General features: G+C 40.3%; 23 protein-coding genes. 19 read left to right on the forward strand and 4 right to left on the reverse strand.

Annotation, left to right across the window (positions count from 1 at the left end; all coding sequences use genetic code 11):
• The first annotated feature begins 44 nt into the window (after positions 1-44).
• Together MHH60_RS13025 and MHH60_RS13030 are read left to right on the forward strand one after the other, a co-directional pair.
• Positions 45-593, forward strand: coding sequence for a polymer-forming cytoskeletal protein (locus tag MHH60_RS13025; protein ID WP_076134338.1), 549 nt, complete (start codon positions 45-47; stop codon positions 591-593).
• Between the two features lie 652 nt (positions 594-1,245).
• Entirely contained in the window at positions 1,246-1,491 is a 246-nt protein-coding gene (locus tag MHH60_RS13030; protein WP_036688955.1) for a hypothetical protein, read from the forward strand.
• A gap of 62 nt (positions 1,492-1,553) precedes the next feature.
• On the opposite strand, the gene MHH60_RS13035 is transcribed toward MHH60_RS13030, so the two are convergent.
• Entirely contained in the window at positions 1,554-2,177 is a 624-nt protein-coding gene (locus MHH60_RS13035) for a histidine phosphatase family protein (RefSeq protein ID WP_076134339.1), read from the reverse strand.
• A 158-nt stretch (positions 2,178-2,335) separates the two neighbouring features.
• Here MHH60_RS13035 and MHH60_RS13040 point away from each other — a divergent pair, with 158 nt between their 5' ends.
• The 8 genes from MHH60_RS13040 (at position 2,336) to rbsB (ending at position 9,609) form a co-directional block, all read left to right on the forward strand.
• The gene (locus MHH60_RS13040; protein WP_076134340.1) at positions 2,336-3,238 is read left to right on the forward strand and encodes a LysR family transcriptional regulator; all 903 of its coding nucleotides are present in this window, start codon (positions 2,336-2,338) and stop codon (positions 3,236-3,238) included.
• A 60-nt stretch (positions 3,239-3,298) separates the two neighbouring features.
• A complete protein-coding gene (locus MHH60_RS13045) occupies positions 3,299-3,766 on the forward strand; it encodes a DinB family protein (protein WP_076134341.1) in 468 nt (155 codons plus the stop codon).
• Positions 3,767-3,913: 147 nt separating this feature from the next.
• On the forward strand, positions 3,914-4,894 hold the full coding sequence (locus tag MHH60_RS13050; RefSeq protein ID WP_076134342.1) for a LacI family DNA-binding transcriptional regulator: 981 nt from the start codon (positions 3,914-3,916) through the stop codon (positions 4,892-4,894).
• 27 nt (positions 4,895-4,921) lie between these two features.
• Positions 4,922-5,800, forward strand: coding sequence for a ribokinase (gene rbsK, locus MHH60_RS13055; RefSeq protein WP_076134343.1), 879 nt, complete (start codon positions 4,922-4,924; stop codon positions 5,798-5,800).
• Between the two features lie 2 nt (positions 5,801-5,802).
• Positions 5,803-6,198, forward strand: coding sequence for a D-ribose pyranase (rbsD, locus tag MHH60_RS13060; RefSeq protein ID WP_076134344.1), 396 nt, complete (start codon positions 5,803-5,805; stop codon positions 6,196-6,198).
• Between the two features lie 21 nt (positions 6,199-6,219).
• Complete coding sequence (locus tag MHH60_RS13065; protein ID WP_076134345.1) at positions 6,220-7,701, forward strand: sugar ABC transporter ATP-binding protein; 1,482 nt, start codon at positions 6,220-6,222, stop codon at positions 7,699-7,701.
• Between the two features lie 2 nt (positions 7,702-7,703).
• Positions 7,704-8,672 carry an ABC transporter permease subunit gene (locus MHH60_RS13070; protein WP_076134346.1) on the forward strand — a complete coding sequence of 323 codons (969 nt, stop codon included), beginning with the start codon at positions 7,704-7,706 and terminating at the stop codon, positions 8,670-8,672.
• Between the two features lie 13 nt (positions 8,673-8,685).
• A complete protein-coding gene (gene rbsB, locus MHH60_RS13075; protein WP_076134347.1) occupies positions 8,686-9,609 on the forward strand; it encodes a ribose ABC transporter substrate-binding protein RbsB in 924 nt (307 codons plus the stop codon).
• Positions 9,610-9,678: 69 nt separating this feature from the next.
• Here the strand turns inward: rbsB and MHH60_RS13080 are convergent, their stop codons facing one another.
• Entirely contained in the window at positions 9,679-11,544 is a 1,866-nt protein-coding gene (locus MHH60_RS13080) for an LTA synthase family protein (protein ID WP_076134348.1), read from the reverse strand.
• A gap of 206 nt (positions 11,545-11,750) precedes the next feature.
• Here MHH60_RS13080 and MHH60_RS13085 point away from each other — a divergent pair, with 206 nt between their 5' ends.
• The 3 genes from MHH60_RS13085 (at position 11,751) to MHH60_RS13095 (ending at position 14,111) form a co-directional block, all read left to right on the forward strand.
• Positions 11,751-12,299 (forward strand): sigma-70 family RNA polymerase sigma factor, encoded by a 549-nt coding sequence (locus MHH60_RS13085; protein WP_076134349.1) that lies wholly within the window; start codon positions 11,751-11,753, stop codon positions 12,297-12,299.
• Between the two features lie 16 nt (positions 12,300-12,315).
• Positions 12,316-13,581 carry a DUF4179 domain-containing protein gene (locus MHH60_RS13090; RefSeq protein ID WP_256715082.1) on the forward strand — a complete coding sequence of 422 codons (1,266 nt, stop codon included), beginning with the start codon at positions 12,316-12,318 and terminating at the stop codon, positions 13,579-13,581.
• 68 nt (positions 13,582-13,649) lie between these two features.
• Entirely contained in the window at positions 13,650-14,111 is a 462-nt protein-coding gene (locus MHH60_RS13095; RefSeq protein ID WP_076134351.1) for a hypothetical protein, read from the forward strand.
• 253 nt (positions 14,112-14,364) lie between these two features.
• Here MHH60_RS13095 and MHH60_RS13100 read toward each other — a convergent pair whose 3' ends face one another.
• Complete coding sequence (locus tag MHH60_RS13100) at positions 14,365-14,709, reverse strand: hypothetical protein (protein WP_143766665.1); 345 nt, start codon at positions 14,707-14,709, stop codon at positions 14,365-14,367.
• Positions 14,710-15,193: 484 nt separating this feature from the next.
• Here MHH60_RS13100 and MHH60_RS13105 point away from each other — a divergent pair, with 484 nt between their 5' ends.
• The 3 genes from MHH60_RS13105 (at position 15,194) to MHH60_RS13115 (ending at position 16,887) form a co-directional block, all read left to right on the forward strand.
• The gene (locus tag MHH60_RS13105; RefSeq protein WP_076134354.1) at positions 15,194-15,709 is read left to right on the forward strand and encodes a GNAT family N-acetyltransferase; all 516 of its coding nucleotides are present in this window, start codon (positions 15,194-15,196) and stop codon (positions 15,707-15,709) included.
• A 48-nt stretch (positions 15,710-15,757) separates the two neighbouring features.
• A complete protein-coding gene (locus tag MHH60_RS13110) occupies positions 15,758-16,246 on the forward strand; it encodes an LURP-one-related/scramblase family protein (protein WP_076127346.1) in 489 nt (162 codons plus the stop codon).
• Positions 16,247-16,461: 215 nt separating this feature from the next.
• Positions 16,462-16,887, forward strand: a complete 426-nt coding sequence (locus MHH60_RS13115) for a transporter (protein ID WP_076134355.1) — start codon at positions 16,462-16,464, stop codon at positions 16,885-16,887.
• A 209-nt stretch (positions 16,888-17,096) separates the two neighbouring features.
• Here the strand turns inward: MHH60_RS13115 and MHH60_RS13120 are convergent, their stop codons facing one another.
• Positions 17,097-17,990 (reverse strand): LysR family transcriptional regulator, encoded by an 894-nt coding sequence (locus tag MHH60_RS13120; RefSeq protein WP_076134356.1) that lies wholly within the window; start codon positions 17,988-17,990, stop codon positions 17,097-17,099.
• 134 nt (positions 17,991-18,124) lie between these two features.
• On the opposite strand from MHH60_RS13120, the gene MHH60_RS13125 reads away from it, so the two are divergent.
• The 3 genes from MHH60_RS13125 (at position 18,125) to MHH60_RS13135 (ending at position 19,797) form a co-directional block, all read left to right on the forward strand.
• The gene (locus MHH60_RS13125) at positions 18,125-18,445 is read left to right on the forward strand and encodes an antibiotic biosynthesis monooxygenase family protein (protein WP_076134357.1); all 321 of its coding nucleotides are present in this window, start codon (positions 18,125-18,127) and stop codon (positions 18,443-18,445) included.
• Between the two features lie 315 nt (positions 18,446-18,760).
• Positions 18,761-19,201, forward strand: coding sequence for a 3-hydroxyacyl-ACP dehydratase FabZ (gene fabZ / locus MHH60_RS13130; RefSeq protein WP_076134358.1), 441 nt, complete (start codon positions 18,761-18,763; stop codon positions 19,199-19,201).
• Positions 19,198-19,797, forward strand: a complete 600-nt coding sequence (locus MHH60_RS13135) for a chorismate mutase (RefSeq protein ID WP_076134359.1) — start codon at positions 19,198-19,200, stop codon at positions 19,795-19,797. Before fabZ ends, MHH60_RS13135 begins: the two co-directional genes overlap by 4 nt.
• The last annotated feature ends 11 nt before the right edge of the window (positions 19,798-19,808 follow it).

A 19,808-nucleotide genomic window follows, 5' to 3' on the forward strand; every position in this document is an offset into this window, starting at 1 on the left:
TTAATATATAATTAATTTATAATCAAAAACAAGGGGGATTTAAAATGAAGTTATTTAAAATGATGTTAGTAGCAGGCGTCTCGGTTGCAGTCTTGTCTGGTTGTGGTGCGAATAATAATGCGACTAATTCGGCGGCTACTACGGCTCCAACTACAGAGCAAACGGATGCAGTTACTACAGCTTCAATCGTAAATCAAGCAGATGCGTTTACCAAGGCTGTAAGTAAAGATGGAAATTGGATTATTGCCATTCTAAATGATGTGACTATTGCCCAAGATGTTGTTGTTGAAGGCGAATTCCATGATAAAGGGGCCGCAGACGGCGATATCTACCGTAAGATTGCTCTTTATGCCCAAGACGCTGATCACAAAGTTACTGCCAATTACACACTCACTGTACCTAAGTTAACTGTACAAAGCGAAAATTTACGAGTTCAAGGCGGAACCATTAAAGGTGATGTTTATGTAGAAGCAAACGGATTTAATCTGCATGAAACCTCGACTATTGATGGAAATCTTTACTTCGCAAACGAAGATGTGAAAGCAACTGCAGGGATTGAAGGTAAAGTGACTGGGGCAACTGAAGTTAAATAAGTTTATGATGATTTCGATTAGGTAGAAGTAGAAGGACTAACTATATAGATAGAATTATCCGGATAGGTTCAGGAAAAAGGAATCAGTATGAATGGGCTGACTCATAATGGACTACACCCCATCTAGTTACCATATGAGAGCCGACGGAAGCCTTGAAGTAACAAGTAATGGAGTATTGAAGCAGTGAATTATTGGAGTATGAAAATTTGAAGTGTACAGTAGATGGTTTTAACTGTATTTTGTACAACTAAAATGCTCAAAATGCTCGGCCAATGAAATTAGCTGTATTTAGTACATCTATTTTCTTGATTTAATACTCTATAGGCTATTTCTCTAGTTTTTAATTGTATAGAATACACTTAAAGTTAGAATTATCCCTTGTGGATATGGAATAAGTGTATAAAATGCAGTTACCTTAAGAATTCCATCAAGATATTGCGTTACAACGAAGTGGGTATCCGAAAGCTACGAATGATTAAGCTTAGCTCATAAAACCTACTCAAGTAAACTACCGCAGACCCAAAACACCAGGCAGTGAACCTCCAACGGAGAATCGCTGCCTGGTTGTTTTTTTGTGGAAGAATATATGAACTATTGTTGATTTTCTTCATATTGACTTATACTATTACTACCACTACTAGGAGGAACACATATGTCTAAGGAGTATTCGCGCACATATATTGAGAGCGTAAAGCTTGAAATGTTAAATAGGTTGGGATTAAAGCAGGTGTTCTTCAAGGAGCAAATAGGGGACAGCCTAATTTTTGAAGCTGTGGGTTTTGATAAAGGGGCAAAACACCGCTTTTGCGTTAGACCAAAGACAAAAACGATTGATGAATTCATTTCAGGCAAATGGATGAAGGTCCGCAGTTTTATAATCAAAAGTGTGGATATTTAATGTTGAACCCTATAAAGGTAGCCCCGTTAATCGGAGTTACCTTTTTATTATTTGACCCATAGTCATTGATAATGTGAAGTATCTCCATACAGATCGATGGTTGTATTGTTATCAGTTAGGGTTACTTTACATAATGCTGTAGAGAGAATATCCGGTAATTCCCCAATTTCCTGCAATGATTTATTGAGAAAATAAGCCATAATGACTTTTAAAGTCATCCGATGCGTGACGATGAGCACTTCTAGCCCTACGTTATCGTTTATGATGCGCTCCATTGTCGGCACTACTCTTTGTTCAAGCTGCTTGTAAGTTTCACCTGAGGTTAGAGGAATATATAGATCGGGTCTGGTGAAAAAATGGGAATATTGTAAAGGGGATTCTAGTTGTATCTGATCCGTATTCATTCCTTCCCAGGTCCCCATGTTAATTTCCATTAAAGAAGCTTGCTGTTGAATAGGTAAACTCCGCTTTCCCCGTAAAATCTGCGCAGTATGCAATGCTCTTGGACTAGTACTAGAATAAATCGCGCCTAAGTTTAAGTTTTCTACTTCCAAACGATCTCTTAACCATTCCGCCTGCTGTTCGCCCAAGGCTGTAAGCGCAGAATTTTGATGCCCTTGCATTCGTTTTTGTAAATTCCATTCTGTTTGCCCGTGGCGGGTTAAGTATAATACTGTCTTTGTCATTAACGTGACCTCCCTTATGAATAGTTGTAAGTATAAGATAAATAAATATAAATAAACAATATATAATAGTTAACATCCATAATGTATAGTTATAGTGAAATGGCTGAGGATAAGCGGCAAATACAGATATTATTTTATGAAGTGAGGAAGAGATCACGATGAACTATCATGTATTAAAATTGTTTTATTACGTTGCCATCACAGGTAGTGTGACCAAAGCCTCTGAACGTTTGCACATCAGCCAACCCGCTATATCAGCGCAAATCCGTAAGTTTGAACGGGAGAATCATATTTTGTTATTTGAAATTAAAGGAAAGAGGATGGTGCTCACCCCTTTAGGAAAAAGGTTAATCGAACCTCTTGAGAAGTTTTTTTCCATGGGTGATCAAGTCCAGCAAATCATTGAAGACTATCACAAATTTCCTGAGGGGAATCTGCGGATTACAGGTAATTATTTGGCGACAAGCATCCTCATTCCCCGGTGGGCGTCATTATTCAAACAATCTTTTCCGGAAGTTAACATTCAGATCACTACTACTAATTCTCATGGTGTCATGGAAAAATTAAATAATTTTGAAGCAGACGTGGCGATTTACAGTGATATGGAGTTTCCTTCGCATAATACAGGAGTGTTCGAACATCGGGAGTTATATAGGGACGAGTATGTATTCGTGGTTTCTTCCCATCACCCTTTTGCCAATCAGCAGGTTAGCTTTGAAGAAGTGATGTCTGAAGCATTTATTATGAGGGAAGAGGGCAGTGCAGCCAGAGAGCGGCTTGTCCGGTTGTGTGAAGAAAGAAGTGTACAGCAGCCAACGATTGGGCTTCAATTTAATGGAGTGAATGAAGTTATTCAAGCTGTCATTGCCGGTTATGGAATTAGTTATGTATCCGCTTTGTTGGCGAAACCTTATCTTGATCAGGGAACATTAGCTAAAATAGCAGTAGAAAATGTAGTCTCCAAGCATTCGTTATGGATGGGCTACAGAAAGAAGGAACTTCAAGAAAGTTATATGCAGTCGTTTATTACGCTCGTTATGAAACAATTAAGTATAAAATAATATTAGGAAATTAAAGATAATCTTATGGTAAACTATGGATAAAAGTTAGGAGGGGTCATAATGGATCAAATTATATTCAAACAAATTAAGTTTGTGCGTAGTGTTACTGTGCGTGCTGTCGAGGGACTATCTGAGGGAACTTTGAATAGCATTCCAGAAGGGTTTAATAACAATATCCGATGGAACTTGGGACATATTTATTTGGTGCAAGAGAAGTTTGCCTTTCATTCTGCTAGGGAGCTTATGCAATTGCCGGCAAGCTTTGAACGCTTATTTGCGAAAGGGACTAAACCAGCCGAGTGGAATGAGGAAACGCCAACACTTGAAGTTTTACTTGAGATGCTTACAGAGCAACCCAAACGGATCCAGGAAGCTTTTCACAATCGCTTAAGTGAGCAAGTAACCCCTCTTACAACAGGAAGTGGATTAACCTTAAATTCAATCGGTGAATTCATAAATTTCACACTTTACCATGAAGGTATGCACTTCAATACAATAAAATTATTAAATCGCTTTGCAGATAAATAAATTCAAATAACAAAAGATATCGATATATAATTGGTATCTTTTGTTAGCTTTATGATCGAAAAAAAGATTTGTAAATGAAAAGGTTATGTGATAATCTAATTTATGTAATACATGTAACCGGTTACACATTGGGGGATGAATTAAAGAATGATGACGATCAAAGATGTCGCAAAAATAGCTGGGGTTTCGGTAGCAACAGTCTCACGGGTTATAAATGAATCTGGATATGTGAATATCGATACCCGCAAAAAGGTTGAGGCAGCGATCAAAGAAATGAATTATACCCCTAATGAGGTTGCAAGATCATTATACAAGCGGAAATCTAAATTAATTGGACTGCTCTTGCCTGATATTACCAACCCCTTCTTCCCGCAGTTAGCGCGGGGGATAGAGGATCGGATGCAGGAGCAAGGTTATCGGATCATCTTTGGCAATAGTGATGAGAACGAGGATAAGGAGATGGATTATATTCAAACCTTTATCCAAAACAATGTCATTGGCATGATATCGTCAACCAACTTCCCTGAGAGCGACGTTTATTCTAACTTGAAGATTCCGGTCGTATTTCTCGACCGTACTTCTAACGATAGCCCTTCCGTATACGCAGATGGCAAAAAGGGCGGACGTCTTGCAGCACAAGAGATTATCGCACGGGGAAGCAAAAAAATTACAGTGATACAAGGACCGGCGCATATCAAACCTGCACAAGATCGATTTCTTGGGGCGATTGAAGTCCTTAATGAAATGGGAATCAGCTATAATGTGATCGAAACTTCATCCTTCTCCCATACAGTAGCAGAACAATGGGCTGTGGAGTTATTTGATAAATATATAGATACAGACGGCGTAATTGCCAGTAATGATATTGTGGCGACGGCAGTCATTCATGAAGCACATCGTTTAGGTAAAAGAGTGCCGCAGGATCTGCAAATCATCGGATTTGATGATATCCCGCTCAGCAGCTTGTTGTCACCTGCTTTAACCACCATTCGCCAGCCGGCACATGATATGGGTAGAGAAGCAGCGGGTTTACTTATTAAGCTAATTGAGCAAGATAAGGTGGAAGAGAAGATTATTCAATTACCCGTTAGCTTTGTGGAGCGGGAAACTACAAGAAGTAAAGAATAGATGACAACATGAGAAAGGTTGATAAATATGGCTAAGATATGTGTAATTGGCAGCTGTTCAATGGATTTAGTAGTGACTTCGAATAAGCGGCCTCACGCGGGTGAGACTGTGCTTGGAGAACAATTCTCCACCGTTCCGGGCGGTAAGGGTGCGAACCAAGCCGTCGCTGCTGCCCGTCTAGGAGCAGAAGTTACGATGGTTGGTTGTGTAGGTGATGATTTCTATGGTACCGCTATCATGGATAATCTGAAAAAGAATCGCGTTTTTACCGCCAATGTGGAACCGGTTACACATGCCGAAAGTGGAACAGCTCACATTATTTTAGCGGAAGGCGATAACAGCATTATCGTTGTAAAAGGAGCCAATGATTTAGTTACTCCTGCATTGGTTGAACGGGTACTTGAGAATATTAAAGGCTCTGACATGGTATTAATCCAACAAGAAATTCCGGAAGAGACGGTGTCTTACGTAAGCGAGATTTGCCATAAATTCAATGTGCCTATGTTGCTTAACCCAGCACCTGCTCGGCCTATCAGTGAAACGATTATAAACAATGCCACCTATTTAACACCCAATGAACATGAATGTGCAATATTATTTCCTGAGATGAGTACTGCTGAAGCTTTACGCAAATATCCCAATAAGTTATTTATAACCGAGGGCAGCAATGGTGTACGTTATTACGATGGTAAACAGGAAGTTTTAGTTCCCACCTATAAAGTGAATGCTATAGATACCACTGGAGCAGGAGATACTTTTAATGCGGCATTTGCTGTTGCACTAGCTGAAGGCAAGTCTATTCGTACTAGTGTAAAGTTTGCCAACCGCGCCGCTTCTTTATCCGTCACAAAATTTGGTGCCCAAGGTGGCATGCCAACAAGAGTAGAGGTGGAGGTGAGTCTTTAATTATGAAAAAACAAGGAATATTAAACAGTCATATTTCCAAAGTGCTTAGTGATTTAGGCCACACTGATACGATTGTCATTGCTGATATTGGATTACCCGTTCCACTTGGGGTTCCAAAGATTGATTTAGCGCTTAAATTGGGAGTTCCCAGCTTCGAAGACCTCGTCGAAATCATTTCAGAGGATATGGTCATTGAGAAAGTTATCGTGGCAGAGGAATTAGCTGCAAAAAATAAAGGCACTTCTGAATACTTGAATGACAAATTTAAGGAAATACCTATAGAGGCGATTTCACATGAACAATTTAAATTGTTAACCCGGCATGCGAAGGTCATCATTCGTACGGGGGAAGCTAAGCCGTATGCAAATTGTATTTTACAAGCCGGGGTCTATTTTTGATAAAAAGGGGGTTCAAAGCGTATGCACATTACGATGAAAGATATTTATAAATCTTTTGGGGCTAACCGTGTGTTGACGGGTGTGGATTTTGAGCTGAAGGATGGTGAAGTTCATGCCCTAATGGGAGAGAATGGTGCAGGAAAGTCTACTCTTATGAACATTTTGATTGGACTGCATCAGCGTGATCAAGGAACCATTAGTATAGATGGTCAGGAAACATACTTTAACAATCCCAAAGAGGCTGAACGTTTTGGGATCGCTTTTATCCATCAGGAGTTGAATGTGTGGCCGGATATGACAGTTCTAGATAATCTGTTTATTGGTAAGGAACGAACCTCCAAACTAGGGATCTTAAATATGAAAGAAATGAAAGCGTTAGCAAATGAACAGTTTCGTAAGCTCTCCGTAACGATTCCCTTAAATCAAGAGGCGGGGGAATGTTCGGTAGGGGAGAAACAGATGATTGAGATTGCAAAAGCGCTTATGACTCATGCAAAAGTTATCGTCATGGACGAACCGACAGCGGCATTAACCGAACGGGAAATCCAGAAATTGTTCGAAGTCATAACTTCCCTTAAAAAGGAAGGCGTCTCCATCGTGTATATTTCGCACCGTATGGAAGAGATTTTCACGATATGTGACCGAATAACGGTCATGCGAGATGGGAAAACAGTAGACACGAAGCCCATTCCAGAGACTAACTTCGATGATGTAGTTCGGAAGATGGTAGGGCGTGAATTAACTGACCGGTTTCCTGAGCGTACCTCTAAACCCGGAGAGGTTGTTCTTGAAGTTAAAAATGCCACGAAAAAAGGGCAATTTAAAGATGTTAATTTCTCCGTTCGTTCTGGTGAGATCTTAGGCTTCTCAGGATTAATGGGATCTGGACGAACAGAAATGATGAGAACCTTATTCGGATTGGAATCGTTAGACCGTGGAGAAATTATGGTGCGGGGAGAAAAGGTCACGATTCGAAATCCCAATGATGCGTTGAAGGCGGGGATAGGATTCGTTACGGAGGACCGTAAAGATGAAGGGTTAGTGCTTGATTTCTCTATTCGAGACAATATGGTGCTTACAAATTTATATAGCTTCGCTCCTAAGGGTGTAATCATTGATAAAAAAGAACAAGAATTTGTAGACATACTTATCAAGCGGCTACACATCAAGACACAGTCTTCCTCCACTTTAGTCCGAAATTTATCCGGGGGGAATCAACAAAAGGTGGTCATCGCCAAATGGATTGGGATCGGCCTAAGTGTGCTTATCCTCGATGAACCTACCCGTGGAGTGGACGTAGGAGCTAAACGGGAGATCTACCAGCTTATGAACGAATTAACGGAACGTGGAGTCGCCATTATCATGGTATCGTCAGAGCTTCCTGAAGTCTTAGGAATGAGCGACCGGATCGTAGTGGTTCATGAAGGGGAAATTAGTGGAGAGCTATCACAACAAGAAGCTACGCAAGAAAAAATCATGACGTTAGCTACAGGGGGGCAATAGTAATGACAACTATCAAAGGTGAGAGAGAAAATAAAGGTTTTCAAATCGGGCAAATTACACAGAAACTAGGTCCATTACTAGGGCTGATTATTCTAATTATTATCGTTACGGTGTTGAACCCAAGCTTTATGGAGCCCCTTAATATCCTGAACTTGCTTAGACAAGTTGCCATAAATGCGCTTATCGCTTTTGGGATGACCTTTGTTATTCTAACGGGTGGTATCGATTTATCGGTGGGGTCTATTCTAGCCCTATCCAGTGCCTTCACAGCTAACCTGATGTTGTCTGGTTGGGATCCTGTCTTAGCCATTATTGTAGGTTGTTTAGCGGGTGGCGTGATGGGGATGGTCAACGGACTGATGATTACAAAAGGTAAAATGGCACCATTTATCGCTACGTTGGCGACCATGACGATTTTCCGGGGATTAACACTTGTATACACAGACGGTAATCCGATCACAGGTCTCGGAGACAGTATGACCTTCCAATTGTTTGGCCGTGGATATTTACTGGGAATACCTGTACCTGCTATAACAATGATCATCGTCTTCGCAGTCTTATGGGTTGTGTTGCACAAAACTCCATTTGGCCGTAAAACCTATGCCATTGGTGGTAATGAAAAAGCATCTATTATTTCAGGGATTAAAGTAGACCGCATTAAAATTATGATCTATTCATTAACCGGTATGTTGTCCGCATTGGCAGGAGCGATCCTGACTTCCAGATTGAACTCAGCGCAACCCACAGCAGGCACATCTTATGAGTTGGATGCTATCGCAGCTGTAGTATTAGGCGGTACAAGCTTAACTGGTGGTCGCGGACGTATCGTGGGCACATTGATTGGTGCACTGATTATCGGGATTTTGAACAATGGATTGAACTTGCTCGGCGTATCCTCTTTTTACCAAATGGTGGTCAAAGGGATCGTTATTGCCATTGCCGTACTCATAGACCGTAAGAAAGCTGTATAAGGGGGATTCTAACATGAAAAAGTTAACTTTAATTCTTACTTCCTTACTATTAATTCTCATGACAGGTTGTTCCTTGGAGCCTCCAGAGTGGGCTAAGCCTAGCAGTGGTGGAAGCATGGAGAACATGAAGATTGGATTATCCATATCTACATTGAATAACCCCTTCTTTGTATCCGTTAAAGATGGTGTTTTGGCCGAGGCTAAGAAGCAAGGCTTGGAAGTCCTTGTCATTGATGCCCAAAATGATTCTGCTAAACAAAGTAATGACGTCGAAGATTTGATGCAAAAAGGTGTGAATGCGTTATTGATCAATCCAGTGGATTCATCAGCGATCTCGACGGTAGTGCAAACAGCTAATAGTTTAAATATTCCCGTCGTTACGTTGGACCGTTCCGCAGATCAAGGGGATATCAAAGCTCTTGTTGCTTCTGACAATATAAAGGGTGGCTCTATGGCGGCACAATATATTGTAGAGCAGCTTGGGAAAGGTGCGAAGGTCATCGAGCTAGAAGGATCCCCAGGAGCTTCAGCGACTCGGGAACGCGGTAAGGGATTCCATGAGATTGCGGACAGCCAACTAGAGGTCATTGCTAAGCAAACAGCTGATTTCGACCGTACGAAAGGCCTGACCGTTATGGAGAACCTTCTACAAGGAAATCCTGGCGTACAAGCAGTTTTCGCTCATAATGATGAAATGGCGCTAGGTGCTATTGAAGCCATTCAAAGTTCAGGCAAGAATATCCCAGTGATTGGTTTTGATGGAAATGAAGATGCACTTAAATCCATCGAAGCTGGTAAATTAACAGGAACCGTTGCGCAGCAGCCTGAATTAATTGGCCAACTAGCCATTCAAGCCGCTAAGGATGTATTAGAAGGCAAAACCGTAGAGAAGCTGATTGCGGCACCGCTTAAACTAGTTGTTAAAGAGTCAAAATAATAACCATTATAGAAAAAGACTGCGCTCACCGATTTGGTGAGCACAGTCTTTTTTGCTGTACATTGCAGCTTATTCTTCAATAACTCTATCCGGTAGCTGTGTAACATAGCTGTCTGACAAATGGAGCAGCTGTAAGGCACGCTCGAATTCGTCTTCTGTGGATTGCAGAGGTTGGTTGCCGTTACCAGATAAAGTATAATGCTGGCCATCCTCGAAGCCACTGCCGGATAAGAAGAGCTCTTCGTTATTTACGAAAGATCCTGTAGGCAAGTAATACCGTTGTGGTAGTAAGTTATAAGTTGATTGATTCAAGAGATCTTGTCCGAAATGAATATGATCTGCAAGAGAGACACCCAATAAATTAGATACGGTAGGTAAAATATCCACTTGCCCGCCTAGTTGTTCTTTTACACTAGGAGTTGTAATCCCTGTCGCTGACATGATCAACGGAATATTAATCAATTCACGTTCCGAATATTCATGGCCGAGAATCTCTTCCAGTAGGAGATGATCATTCTCTTTTAGAGAGAAGATAGGCAGTCCACGATGATCCCCGTACAATACGATCAAGCTGTTATCCCACACACCGTTTTGTTTGAGCTCATCGATAAAAAGTCCCAGCGCATAATCAGCATAATTCTGAGCCCGAATATAATCGCCAACAAGCGTTCCTTCGAATCGCTCTGGAAGTGTCATTTTGTATTTATCCTCTGGGATGGAGAACGGATTATGAGATGACATCGAAATTACATGGGAGTAGAAAGGTTGCTCATTCTGATCCATTCTTGCCAGCTCTGCAGCTGTTTTTTCATACAAAACTTCATCAGAAGCGCCATAGAATACTGTGTCTTCTTCCCCGAAGTAAGTCTTATCATAATAACGATTGAATCCCAAAGCACTATAAAGCTCCCCACGGTTCCAAAAGTCGACTTCGTTCGTATGGAATGTTGCCGTATCGTAACCTTGAGCTTGCAGCAGCTTGGGTAAGCTTGGAAGCTCTTTAGGAGCGTACATTTGGGTAGCTGGACCATCAGGGGGTACATAAAAAGAAGTGTTCACAATAAACTCTGCGTCAGAAGTGTTGCCTTGTCCAACCTGCTGGTAGAAACGCGGGAAGTAGAAGCTGCTGGCGGCAAGCTTGTTCATATTTGGTGTGATTTCTTGTCCATCAATCTTTAGATTGATTAAGAAGTTCTGGAAAGACTCCATTTGCAGAATGATTAGATTTTTTCCTTTGGCGGCTCCAAATAAAACCGGATTAGAGATAGCCTGAATTCCTTTGGTTTCATCAATAGTGGATTGCGTAATCTCAGAAACGTCAATTTGTTCTTCCTCTTGATCAGCTAGCAGCGAGTAGGCTTCATAATTAAGAATGCCCATTTGTTCCGCTTTAATCGTTTCGTTCATACTGGCACGGTTTGGAAAAATATTCATTGCACAAATGATGATGGAAATACAGAACAGGACTGCCACCGCTTTACGGTTACTTTTGCGCGACATGGCTTTTTTCCAATCCAGCGCTTTCTGTTTTCTAAACATCACCAAGCTGATGACAATGATATCCACAAAGATAAGCATATATTGAGGACGAAGGACCGAAAATATACTTTTCTTTACGGCTCCCACTTGTTTGACCTGATCTAATACTTGCGAAGTAGCAATGATGCCAAAATGATTATGATATACAATTAATGAGAAAAATAGAGTAGTAATCAATACATTGACAAGCATGTAAATTGCAATTTTTCGTTTTGTAGCGAACCATTCAATCAAGCAAAAGACTAGAAGTACAAAAGGGATTTCTTTAAGCCAAGTGGTCCAAGTAGGGCCATCTTCAAATAGAAAATACCAGGCAAAATAGCTTTTTACAAGCATAATGAGAGAGAAGAATAGCAGGGATCTTTTACTAAGTGTACGAGGTTCTTTAAACGGCATTGCTTATGCCCATCCTTTTCTTTTTAGATTAGTTCATTCTATTACATTGAAGCGTTTAAAATCAACTAGATTTGGGTATGTCTGAGTGAAATTTTCCTGAATATTACAGTTTAGGTGGACTAAATAGTTCATGATATATAAAAAAATTTTATGAAAATGAACTTTTTACAGTGCTCCTGACTCATATAGGGGAGAGAGGTGAAGGCATGGATGTTGTTCGATTGGTGAAAAAAGCCAAAAAGGGAAATAAAGAAGTTTTGCTGCAATTAATCATGTATGAAAAAGATATTTTTTATAGGCTTGCGTACAGCTATATGGGAAATGCGCATGATGCTATGGATGCCATGGAGGAAATGATAGTTACGTTATACGAGAAGATTGATCAACTTAAGAAAGAGGAGTCTTTTTACAGCTGGAGTAAGACGATTTTGGTGAATGGCTGTAAAAGGCAACTTCATAAACGAAGCAAGCTGGTGTTATTAGAGGACTGGAGCATCACTGACGAGAAGGAAAAAGCTGATGTTGCATCAGGCGATCCATATCATAAAAGTGTACAGCAAATGGATATGCAGGCGTTACTGTTACATGTGAACGAGCAGCAAAGAGAAGCAATTCAATTGAAGTATTTTCATGATCTCGATTATCAAACGATAGCTGAGATCACACAGGTCTCGATCGGAACTGTTAAATCAAGGATCTACAATGGATTACAAACACTGAAAAATCATTACAGAGGTGATGTTGATGAACAATAACGTCGAAGAACGATTAGTGGATGAGAAGAGGAATTTAGAGTCCATAACTGCACCTGAGGGTTTAGAAATGAGATTAAGAAATGCTTTAGACTCGGCACCCCCAAAAAGAATTAAAAGAAAAAGCTCGCCCCTCTGGAAGATTGCAGCCGTCATTTTATTAGTGATAGTAGTTTCTGGAAACAGCTATAATGCCTTCGCTTATTATGGAAAAAAGTTATTTGGTTTTGATGAGGTGTTAGAGGGAACTTTGCAACAACTCAATGAACAAGGAATGGGACAAAGCATAGACAAAAAGACGACGTTAGCAGATGGCACAGAACTTACGATTAACGGAATTATGGCTGATGCCAATCAATTTATTGTGTATTATACGTTAATCAATCCTAAGGGACTAGAGGAGACGGGAGATCATTTTAGTCCTTCTAAAATAGAAGGGTTTCTCACGAATTCTAACATAAGAAGTGGCGTATCTTTAATCAACGACGAACATACAGAAATAAAAGGCACAATGACATTTGATAGCGTAAGCCCATTTTCGAAAAAACTAACCCTTCATTACTGGGAACCTCTACAGAAAGGGCAGATGAGTGAAGGGAGCATAACGTTTTCTTATAATCCAAATCAAGCGATGGGGACTCAGATCAAGCAATCGATTAATAAAAAGGTCAAAGCCGACAAAGGATCAATTACCTTCAAGTCGATCACGGCCACACCCACCATGACGGTGATTAAAGGGAGTATGAATGTCGAGAATTTCGATCGAATAAGATTAGGGTTAGAAGGCATTCAATTAATTGCCAATGGAAAGCCTGTAGAAATATTAGGCAGTAGCAATAAAACCTCGCTGGGTGGGAGATCATTTGATATTCGTTATGACACCTTGCCAAAAGAACTACATTCATTGCAGCTGGTTGTTAAAGAGTTTGTTGGATATCAGAAGCTGGAAGAGAAGTATCCTCTAAATGCTGATAGTAATGAGCCGATTCTACTGGGGGATAAAGAATTATGGATTAAGGATGTGTCCAAGACCGCTCAAGGGATTGAAGTAACTATTGCTACTGAGGATGATGTAATGCTGGATGGTGTGTCTATTGAAAATGCTAACGAAAACACGGCTTTAAAAACAACAATTAATCAAAAAGAGTCAAAACAAACAAACGGTAAACTCATGAAGGAACGCACCTTATTATTTGATACACAAACGAAACCTGAAAGTATTTTGATAGAAGGAATACATTATATGAAGGAATATAACAAGGTGATTGAGATTCCTGTGGATTAAAAAGAAGTGCCATATCCATAATTTATGAAATATAGTAAGCTATAATAGTCTGAGAAAGTGAGGGGGTTATGGAAAATATAGGAGCTTATAAGGTGAGTCGTCCGTCGTTAATGTCGCTTCTGTTTTCTATGATTTTTTCAAGTGGCATACTATTGGTAAATACCAGAAATAATACGGAGTATAAAGGATTACTTTATTTTGGTTATATATGGTCGGTCTTCTGTCTGATTGTTGTAATCATATTGCTCTATAGGATCATTACGATTAGAAAGTTCATTGAGGTTCGGATTCTTCCGGACTCTATAGTAGTAGAAAACAAAGAAGTTCAAGCGAAACAAATTGAGAATATTTATGTAAAGGGCTATTTCATACCCGTAATAGGCATTAAACCTGTAGATCACAAATTTCCTCCCTATAGATTATGTTTTAGTTTTCTTGACGAAGAATACAAGGGAATGAAAGAATTAACCGCATGGGCCGAAAGTAATCAGATTAAACTATCTAAAAAAAGACTTATGAGATGGCTTTAACCGGGCTCTGACCAGTCCACCATACCGCGCTATATGCGTACAGCGGAGAGGATGGGTGTCCCAAAAGCCGAAAATGGCTGCTGGGGCACCTCATTTTTTTGCTCCATCATCGAACCCCCAAACGTCGATCGTTTCCTCCATCTGCGAATCCTGAAACGTCGTTTGCTACTGCTATCACTGATCTCCCAAACCTCCCTGATCTATTCTCCATCACCGATTTCTCAAAGTTGGCTCACTTCCGCTATCATCACCTTTAAGCCACACTTTCTTGGATCACATTTGCACACCCGGAAGCATCTATCGGACTCAGATGACCCTTAGACGCGACAAATCCCACTTTTGGAATTCTAACGGACCGCATAGCCGTTATTAGCCTGAAAAACACCTCGAAAGCAGACTTTTCGAGGGAATAACTGCACTGGGGTCCGAAACCTTGCTCCAAAGCCGAAATCTTCGCAAATAACGTCATCTGGGTCCGAAAGTAACCATCTTCCATCATCGAACTCCCAAGCCTCCCTCGCTTCCTCCATCCGCGAATCCTCATGCTTCGTTTGCTGCTGCTATCACCGATTTTCCAAATTCCGCTGACATTCTCCATCGTAGACCCCCAAAGCCACACTTTCTTCGATCACATTTGCGCGCCCGGAAGCATTTAACGGACTCAGATGACCCTTAAACGCGTTATATTCCACTTTTGGAATCCTAACGGTCCGCATAGTCGCTATTGGCCTGAAAAACACCCCGAAAGCATCCTTTTCGGGGGAATAACTGCACAGGAGTCCGAAACCTCGCTCCAAAGCTGAAATATTCGCAAATAACGTCATCTGGGTCCGAAAGTAACCGTCATCCATCATCGAACCCCCAAAACCTTGTTCGCTTCCACTTTTGGAGTCCTGACTGCCGTATAGCGACTGATTACGCCAATACGCTAATAGGTAGAATGATGGAAAATACTTAGTTTTTTTGTTGCAAATACAACAATTATGGTATACTATTTTCCTGTCACATCTGCATAACACCATATATTTAGAGCTCAAAATAAGAGTTTATTGTAAATTGATATTTTAAAAGGAGAAAACGATATGGCTATCAATATAAAAAAGTGCACGTTCGAAGATCTGGGTTCACTTCAAGGAATTAGTGTTGAAACATTTAATGAGACATTTAGTAATCAAAATTCACCTGAAAATATGAAAGCCTACCTGGATAGAGCTTTTAACTTAAAGCAATTAGAAAAAGAATTGTCGGATAGCTCATCAGAATTCTATTTTATTTATTTTAATGAAGAAATCGCTGGGTATTTAAAGGTTAACACCGAGGATGCTCAATCTGAAGTAATGGGTAATGATTCACTTGAAATTGAGAGGATTTATATTAGAAAAAAATTTCATAAACAGGGGCTTGGGAAATATCTAATAAATAAAGCTATAGAAATAGCGATACAATGTAATAAAGAGAAGATTTGGTTAGGGGTTTGGGAAAAAAACAAGAACGCTATTAGCTTTTATGAAAAAATGAAGTTTGTTCATACAGGTACTCATTCTTTTTATATGGGTGAAGAAGAACAAATAGATTTTATTATGACAAAACAACTATAACATTTGTCTAAAATGATGTTAACTAAGAGGAGCGATAGGAGGCTTAGAATGAAGCAACTTTATATAAAACAAAAGGTATTCAGTCTAAGTGGTAAATTCACGGTAAAGAATCAGCAGGAGCAAGATGTCTATTACGTAGAGGGCAGTTTTATGCAAATTCCCAAGACATTCTCCATTATGAATACAACAAGAGATGAAGTTGCACTTATAACGAAAAAAGTGTTCAGTTTTTTACCAAAGTTTTTTGTAGAAGTAGATGGTCGAGAGGTGTTGACGATTAAGAAGGAGTTTTCTTTCTTTAAAGCACGTTATACGATTGATGCGGCTGACATTGAGGTACATGGTAACTGGTGGGACATGGATTTTCAGGTTTTACAGCGTGGTGTAGTCATCGGTAAAGTGAACAAAGAGTGGTTCACTTGGGGTGATAGCTATAAGGTTCAAATATTGAATGATGAGATGGAAACGCTCATGATTGCGTTTGTTGTCGCTATTGATTGTGTGAAGGCTGACCAGGCATCTACATCACATCAGTGAAGACTGAATATTAAAGTTAAGCTGAGTGTAATTGGTCAGTTTATTTATGATGCGCTGAACGTACCATAAGTAGAGGCAAGTTAGGTTTCTGATAGTGCCTATGTTAGATCTTATTGTTGATTTTCATTTTTTAGAAAAACGCCTATTGCGCCCAAGCGCTCTCTCCGCGAATGCATATGATGATTATGCCTACTCATTGAAAGGAGCGATCACATATGGGATTTTTTCCAACACCGGGAGCTGGCGGGGGATTTCCAGGATTCCCAGGCGGTCCTGGCGGACCTGGCGGACCTGGCGGACCTGGCGTGCCGGGAGGACCAGGAGGACCAGGGGGACCAGGGTTTCCGGGTGGAACCCCCGGACAATTTCCGGGGGGTGCACCGGGAGGCGTTCAAGCGCCGACGGCTCCTCCACCGCAATTCGTGCCGCAAATGTCATCCACCACATTTGCCATTGATCCCGGCGGGATCAGACGTTGCCTGTTCCGCAACACATACATTTGGCTGAACAACGGCGAGCAATTCTGGTTCTTTCCGGTATTCGTCGGACGTAATTCTATTGCAGGGTTCAGATGGAACGGTTTTTTCTGGTCGTACTTCGGCATTGATTTGAATCGGATTAGCTCGTTCACGTGCTTCTAAGGCAGACAGCGATAGAGAACAGCCAGCAGGCTGTTCTCTATGTTGTACAAATTATCGTGTCCCTGGAGTTGTGAATTACGCAAAAGATACATAGTGAAGAATCGTTTCCCCTGACGCTAACGTTAATGCTGGATCAAAAAAGGGACTACTCTGCGAAGGATAGCCTTAAAGCTTGCCGTTACAGACAGCGCGTTGAGCCATATCATAAATCACGGTAATGCGGAGGGCTGGGCACGTTGGGTGATCCAATGTGTTATGAATTCAATTAGTTTTTTTGCCGCTGGAGAGGCATTTTTAATGGAGGCAGCTGCAATACCAATAGAACGATAATACTCGCCTTCCAATGGGCGATAACATACATTGTCGGGGAGATGTGACAAAATCATTTCGGGGAGAATACTTAACCCTAAACCATTTTTTACCATGGCGATTATGGCATGATCATCTTCTAATTCATATTTGATCGTGGGCGTGAGTTTATTTTGCGAGAAAATTCGCTTTACATCGGTGTCACAACCCGCAATGGGCATGATAAAAGGTTCATCAATCAATTGCTCAAGGCGGATGGTTGATTGGCGCTCGAGTGGGTGATTCTGCCACATAATGCAGACCATCCTATCTTTTTGAAGAGGGACCACATGAAAAGCATCTCGAGTAGGCAGATTAACAAATCCCAAGTCAGCAGTTCCATCAGCAATCCATTCTTCTATTTCAGAGTAGTTACCATCAAGTAGTTTTATTTCAATATGTGGAAACTGATTTTGAAATTGTTTAATGATTTGGGGCATCCATTGGATCGATACACTAGAGAAAGTGCCTATTTTTACAGTGCCGATTTCGACACCCTTTAATGCAGCTACTTCTTGATTGAGTTTTTCATTAAGTTGGAGGATTTCTCTGATATGTGGGATTAAACGTTCGCCATCGTTGGTTAACCGGATACCCGATCTGTTTCTTATTAGAAGACATAGTCCGAATTCAGCTTCTAAGCTAGAAAGCGCATGACTGATGGCTGATTGTGTTAAATTTAAAATCTCTCCTGTTTTGGTAATGCTGCCGATCTCAACTACCTTACTGAAAATCTGATATTTTAAAAGATTCATATATTTCTCTCCTCAATAATGTATGAAAAAAATTCATTAAACTAATAATTAATATTCATTATTTTTATCTTAATTATAATAGTATAATCTGTTTTATATAAAAACATCTACGATTAAAGGGGAGTTTGAGCGGAATGGTTCATGAATCAAACGGATCTTATTATGCAGTCATATTTTCAAGTCAACGTACGGAGGGGGATAACGGATATAACATTATGGCTGAAAAAATGGAGCAGCTTGCGTCCGGGCAACCTGGGTTTTTAGGAGTGGAAAGTGTCAGGGATTCTTCAGGAGCGGGTATTACGATTTCTTATTGGGAGAGCTTGGAGGCGATTAGTAACTGGAAACAACATCAATCTCACAAAGTTGCTCAGGAGAAAGGTAAGAAAGAATGGTACCTAAATTACAAAGTGAAAATTTGTAAAGTTGAAAGAGAGTATTTACCAAATAGATAATAACGAGCCCGCACAACGCTTTTGGAAAAAGGTAATAGAAGAATACACTGGCGGAAATTTCACTGAACGAATTGAAGCAGGGAGAAAGACGCAGGTGTTTGTTAATTGAGTTGAATCAATCTTAAGCCAGGATACAGTAGATCAATAAAAAGCGGCAGTCGTGGACTTTATTTACTAGTCCAGGGCTGCCATTGTTTTTTAAGGTCTACAGAAGTAATGTTATAGGTCAGTTACTTGGGTATTTTTGAGTAGTACAAAATCACTTCTAATGTTAAAATTACCCAAAAAGTATTTTAGGAGGCTAAGACGGGAATTATGCTAAATATACAGCAGATTGTAGAACTTATTCCTCATCGGTATCCGTTTATTTTAGTGGACAGAATTATAGAGTTGGAGGAGAACAAAAGAGCAGTAGGTATTAAAAATGTATCCATTAATGAACCGTTTTTTAGCGGCCATTTTCCTGAGCATCCTGTTATGCCGGGTGTTTTAATTGTGGAGGCATTAGCCCAGGTAGGCGGAATCACAATGTGCAAAAACGAGAAGCTGAGGGGCAAGATAGGGTTATTAGTTGGCATTGATAATGCCCGTTTTAAGCGCCAAGTAACACCTGGGGATCAGCTTCTTCTCAAATTCGAAGTCAATCGGATGAAAGGTGAGATTGTAAAAGGCAAAGGCACCGCAACAGTAAATAGTGAGCTAGTATGTGAAGCTGAGATTTCTTTTGCATTTGTGCAAAAAGGAGGTTCAAAATGAAAAGGATGCCGTTTGTACGACCAACCGAACATTACGATCTGCAAATTAAGGATATCGACGAGCAAATATGTGCATTGATCAAGCAACGAAAGGAAATCTCGAATAATAATCCAGGATTCCCACCGTTTGAATCTATCTCTAAATGGGCAGAAAATTATGAGCTCTATGAGGATTTTTTGAAAGCGGTATTTGGGACGCTGCTAAGTGAAGAGCATTTTAAGCCGATGGTTGAGCCAATTGATTTTAGAAAACATATTGCAGTTCTTAAATCAATTGAGAAAGATGAGTTTTTTTATACACTGACCTCTATACGCCAATACAGTAATGCTAGTGTGGTCACCCTTAATATAGATTGGGACATGACAACTGAGCTTCCAGCAAATTCTCATAGCCATAGCTTTTTCGAGCTGTTTATTGGAGAAGAATATGATAGTCGAATGACGAATGGCGGAAGTTCAACCGGACAAGCTTGTTATAATTACGTAATTTCTCCACCGCTTTCTGACGATCCTTCAGGTGTTATATTAGAGTTCAGGGAATATGGTAAACCCTTCAAGAACAATGAGACAGGAAATCGAATTGTTTTTAGGCTGTAGTACTTATTTAT

Source organism: Paenibacillus sp. FSL H7-0716 (genome assembly GCF_038002705.1).
GTDB lineage: Bacteria > Bacillota > Bacilli > Paenibacillales > Paenibacillaceae > Paenibacillus_AQ > Paenibacillus_AQ odorifer.

Excerpts from the sequence above, each read along its gene's own strand:
- MHH60_RS13025 (WP_076134338.1), top strand. The coding sequence starts at position 45 with ATGAAGTTATTTAAAATGATGTTAGTAGCAGGCGTCTCGGTTGCAGTC.
- MHH60_RS13030 (WP_036688955.1), top strand. The coding sequence starts at position 1,246 with ATGTCTAAGGAGTATTCGCGCACATATATTGAGAGCGTAAAGCTTGAA.
- MHH60_RS13035 (WP_076134339.1), bottom strand. The coding sequence starts at position 2,177 with ATGACAAAGACAGTATTATACTTAACCCGCCACGGGCAAACAGAATGG.
- MHH60_RS13040 (WP_076134340.1), top strand. The coding sequence starts at position 2,336 with ATGAACTATCATGTATTAAAATTGTTTTATTACGTTGCCATCACAGGT.
- MHH60_RS13045 (WP_076134341.1), top strand. The coding sequence starts at position 3,299 with ATGGATCAAATTATATTCAAACAAATTAAGTTTGTGCGTAGTGTTACT.
- MHH60_RS13050 (WP_076134342.1), top strand. The coding sequence starts at position 3,914 with ATGATGACGATCAAAGATGTCGCAAAAATAGCTGGGGTTTCGGTAGCA.
- rbsK (WP_076134343.1), top strand. The coding sequence starts at position 4,922 with ATGGCTAAGATATGTGTAATTGGCAGCTGTTCAATGGATTTAGTAGTG.
- rbsD (WP_076134344.1), top strand. The coding sequence starts at position 5,803 with ATGAAAAAACAAGGAATATTAAACAGTCATATTTCCAAAGTGCTTAGT.
- MHH60_RS13065 (WP_076134345.1), top strand. The coding sequence starts at position 6,220 with ATGCACATTACGATGAAAGATATTTATAAATCTTTTGGGGCTAACCGT.
- MHH60_RS13070 (WP_076134346.1), top strand. The coding sequence starts at position 7,704 with ATGACAACTATCAAAGGTGAGAGAGAAAATAAAGGTTTTCAAATCGGG.
- rbsB (WP_076134347.1), top strand. The coding sequence starts at position 8,686 with ATGAAAAAGTTAACTTTAATTCTTACTTCCTTACTATTAATTCTCATG.
- MHH60_RS13080 (WP_076134348.1), bottom strand. The coding sequence starts at position 11,544 with ATGCCGTTTAAAGAACCTCGTACACTTAGTAAAAGATCCCTGCTATTC.
- MHH60_RS13085 (WP_076134349.1), top strand. The coding sequence starts at position 11,751 with ATGGATGTTGTTCGATTGGTGAAAAAAGCCAAAAAGGGAAATAAAGAA.
- MHH60_RS13095 (WP_076134351.1), top strand. The coding sequence starts at position 13,650 with ATGGAAAATATAGGAGCTTATAAGGTGAGTCGTCCGTCGTTAATGTCG.
- MHH60_RS13100 (WP_143766665.1), bottom strand. The coding sequence starts at position 14,709 with ATGGAGAATGTCAGCGGAATTTGGAAAATCGGTGATAGCAGCAGCAAA.
- MHH60_RS13105 (WP_076134354.1), top strand. The coding sequence starts at position 15,194 with ATGGCTATCAATATAAAAAAGTGCACGTTCGAAGATCTGGGTTCACTT.
- MHH60_RS13110 (WP_076127346.1), top strand. The coding sequence starts at position 15,758 with ATGAAGCAACTTTATATAAAACAAAAGGTATTCAGTCTAAGTGGTAAA.
- MHH60_RS13115 (WP_076134355.1), top strand. The coding sequence starts at position 16,462 with ATGGGATTTTTTCCAACACCGGGAGCTGGCGGGGGATTTCCAGGATTC.
- MHH60_RS13120 (WP_076134356.1), bottom strand. The coding sequence starts at position 17,990 with ATGAATCTTTTAAAATATCAGATTTTCAGTAAGGTAGTTGAGATCGGC.
- MHH60_RS13125 (WP_076134357.1), top strand. The coding sequence starts at position 18,125 with ATGGTTCATGAATCAAACGGATCTTATTATGCAGTCATATTTTCAAGT.
- fabZ (WP_076134358.1), top strand. The coding sequence starts at position 18,761 with ATGCTAAATATACAGCAGATTGTAGAACTTATTCCTCATCGGTATCCG.
- MHH60_RS13135 (WP_076134359.1), top strand. The coding sequence starts at position 19,198 with ATGAAAAGGATGCCGTTTGTACGACCAACCGAACATTACGATCTGCAA.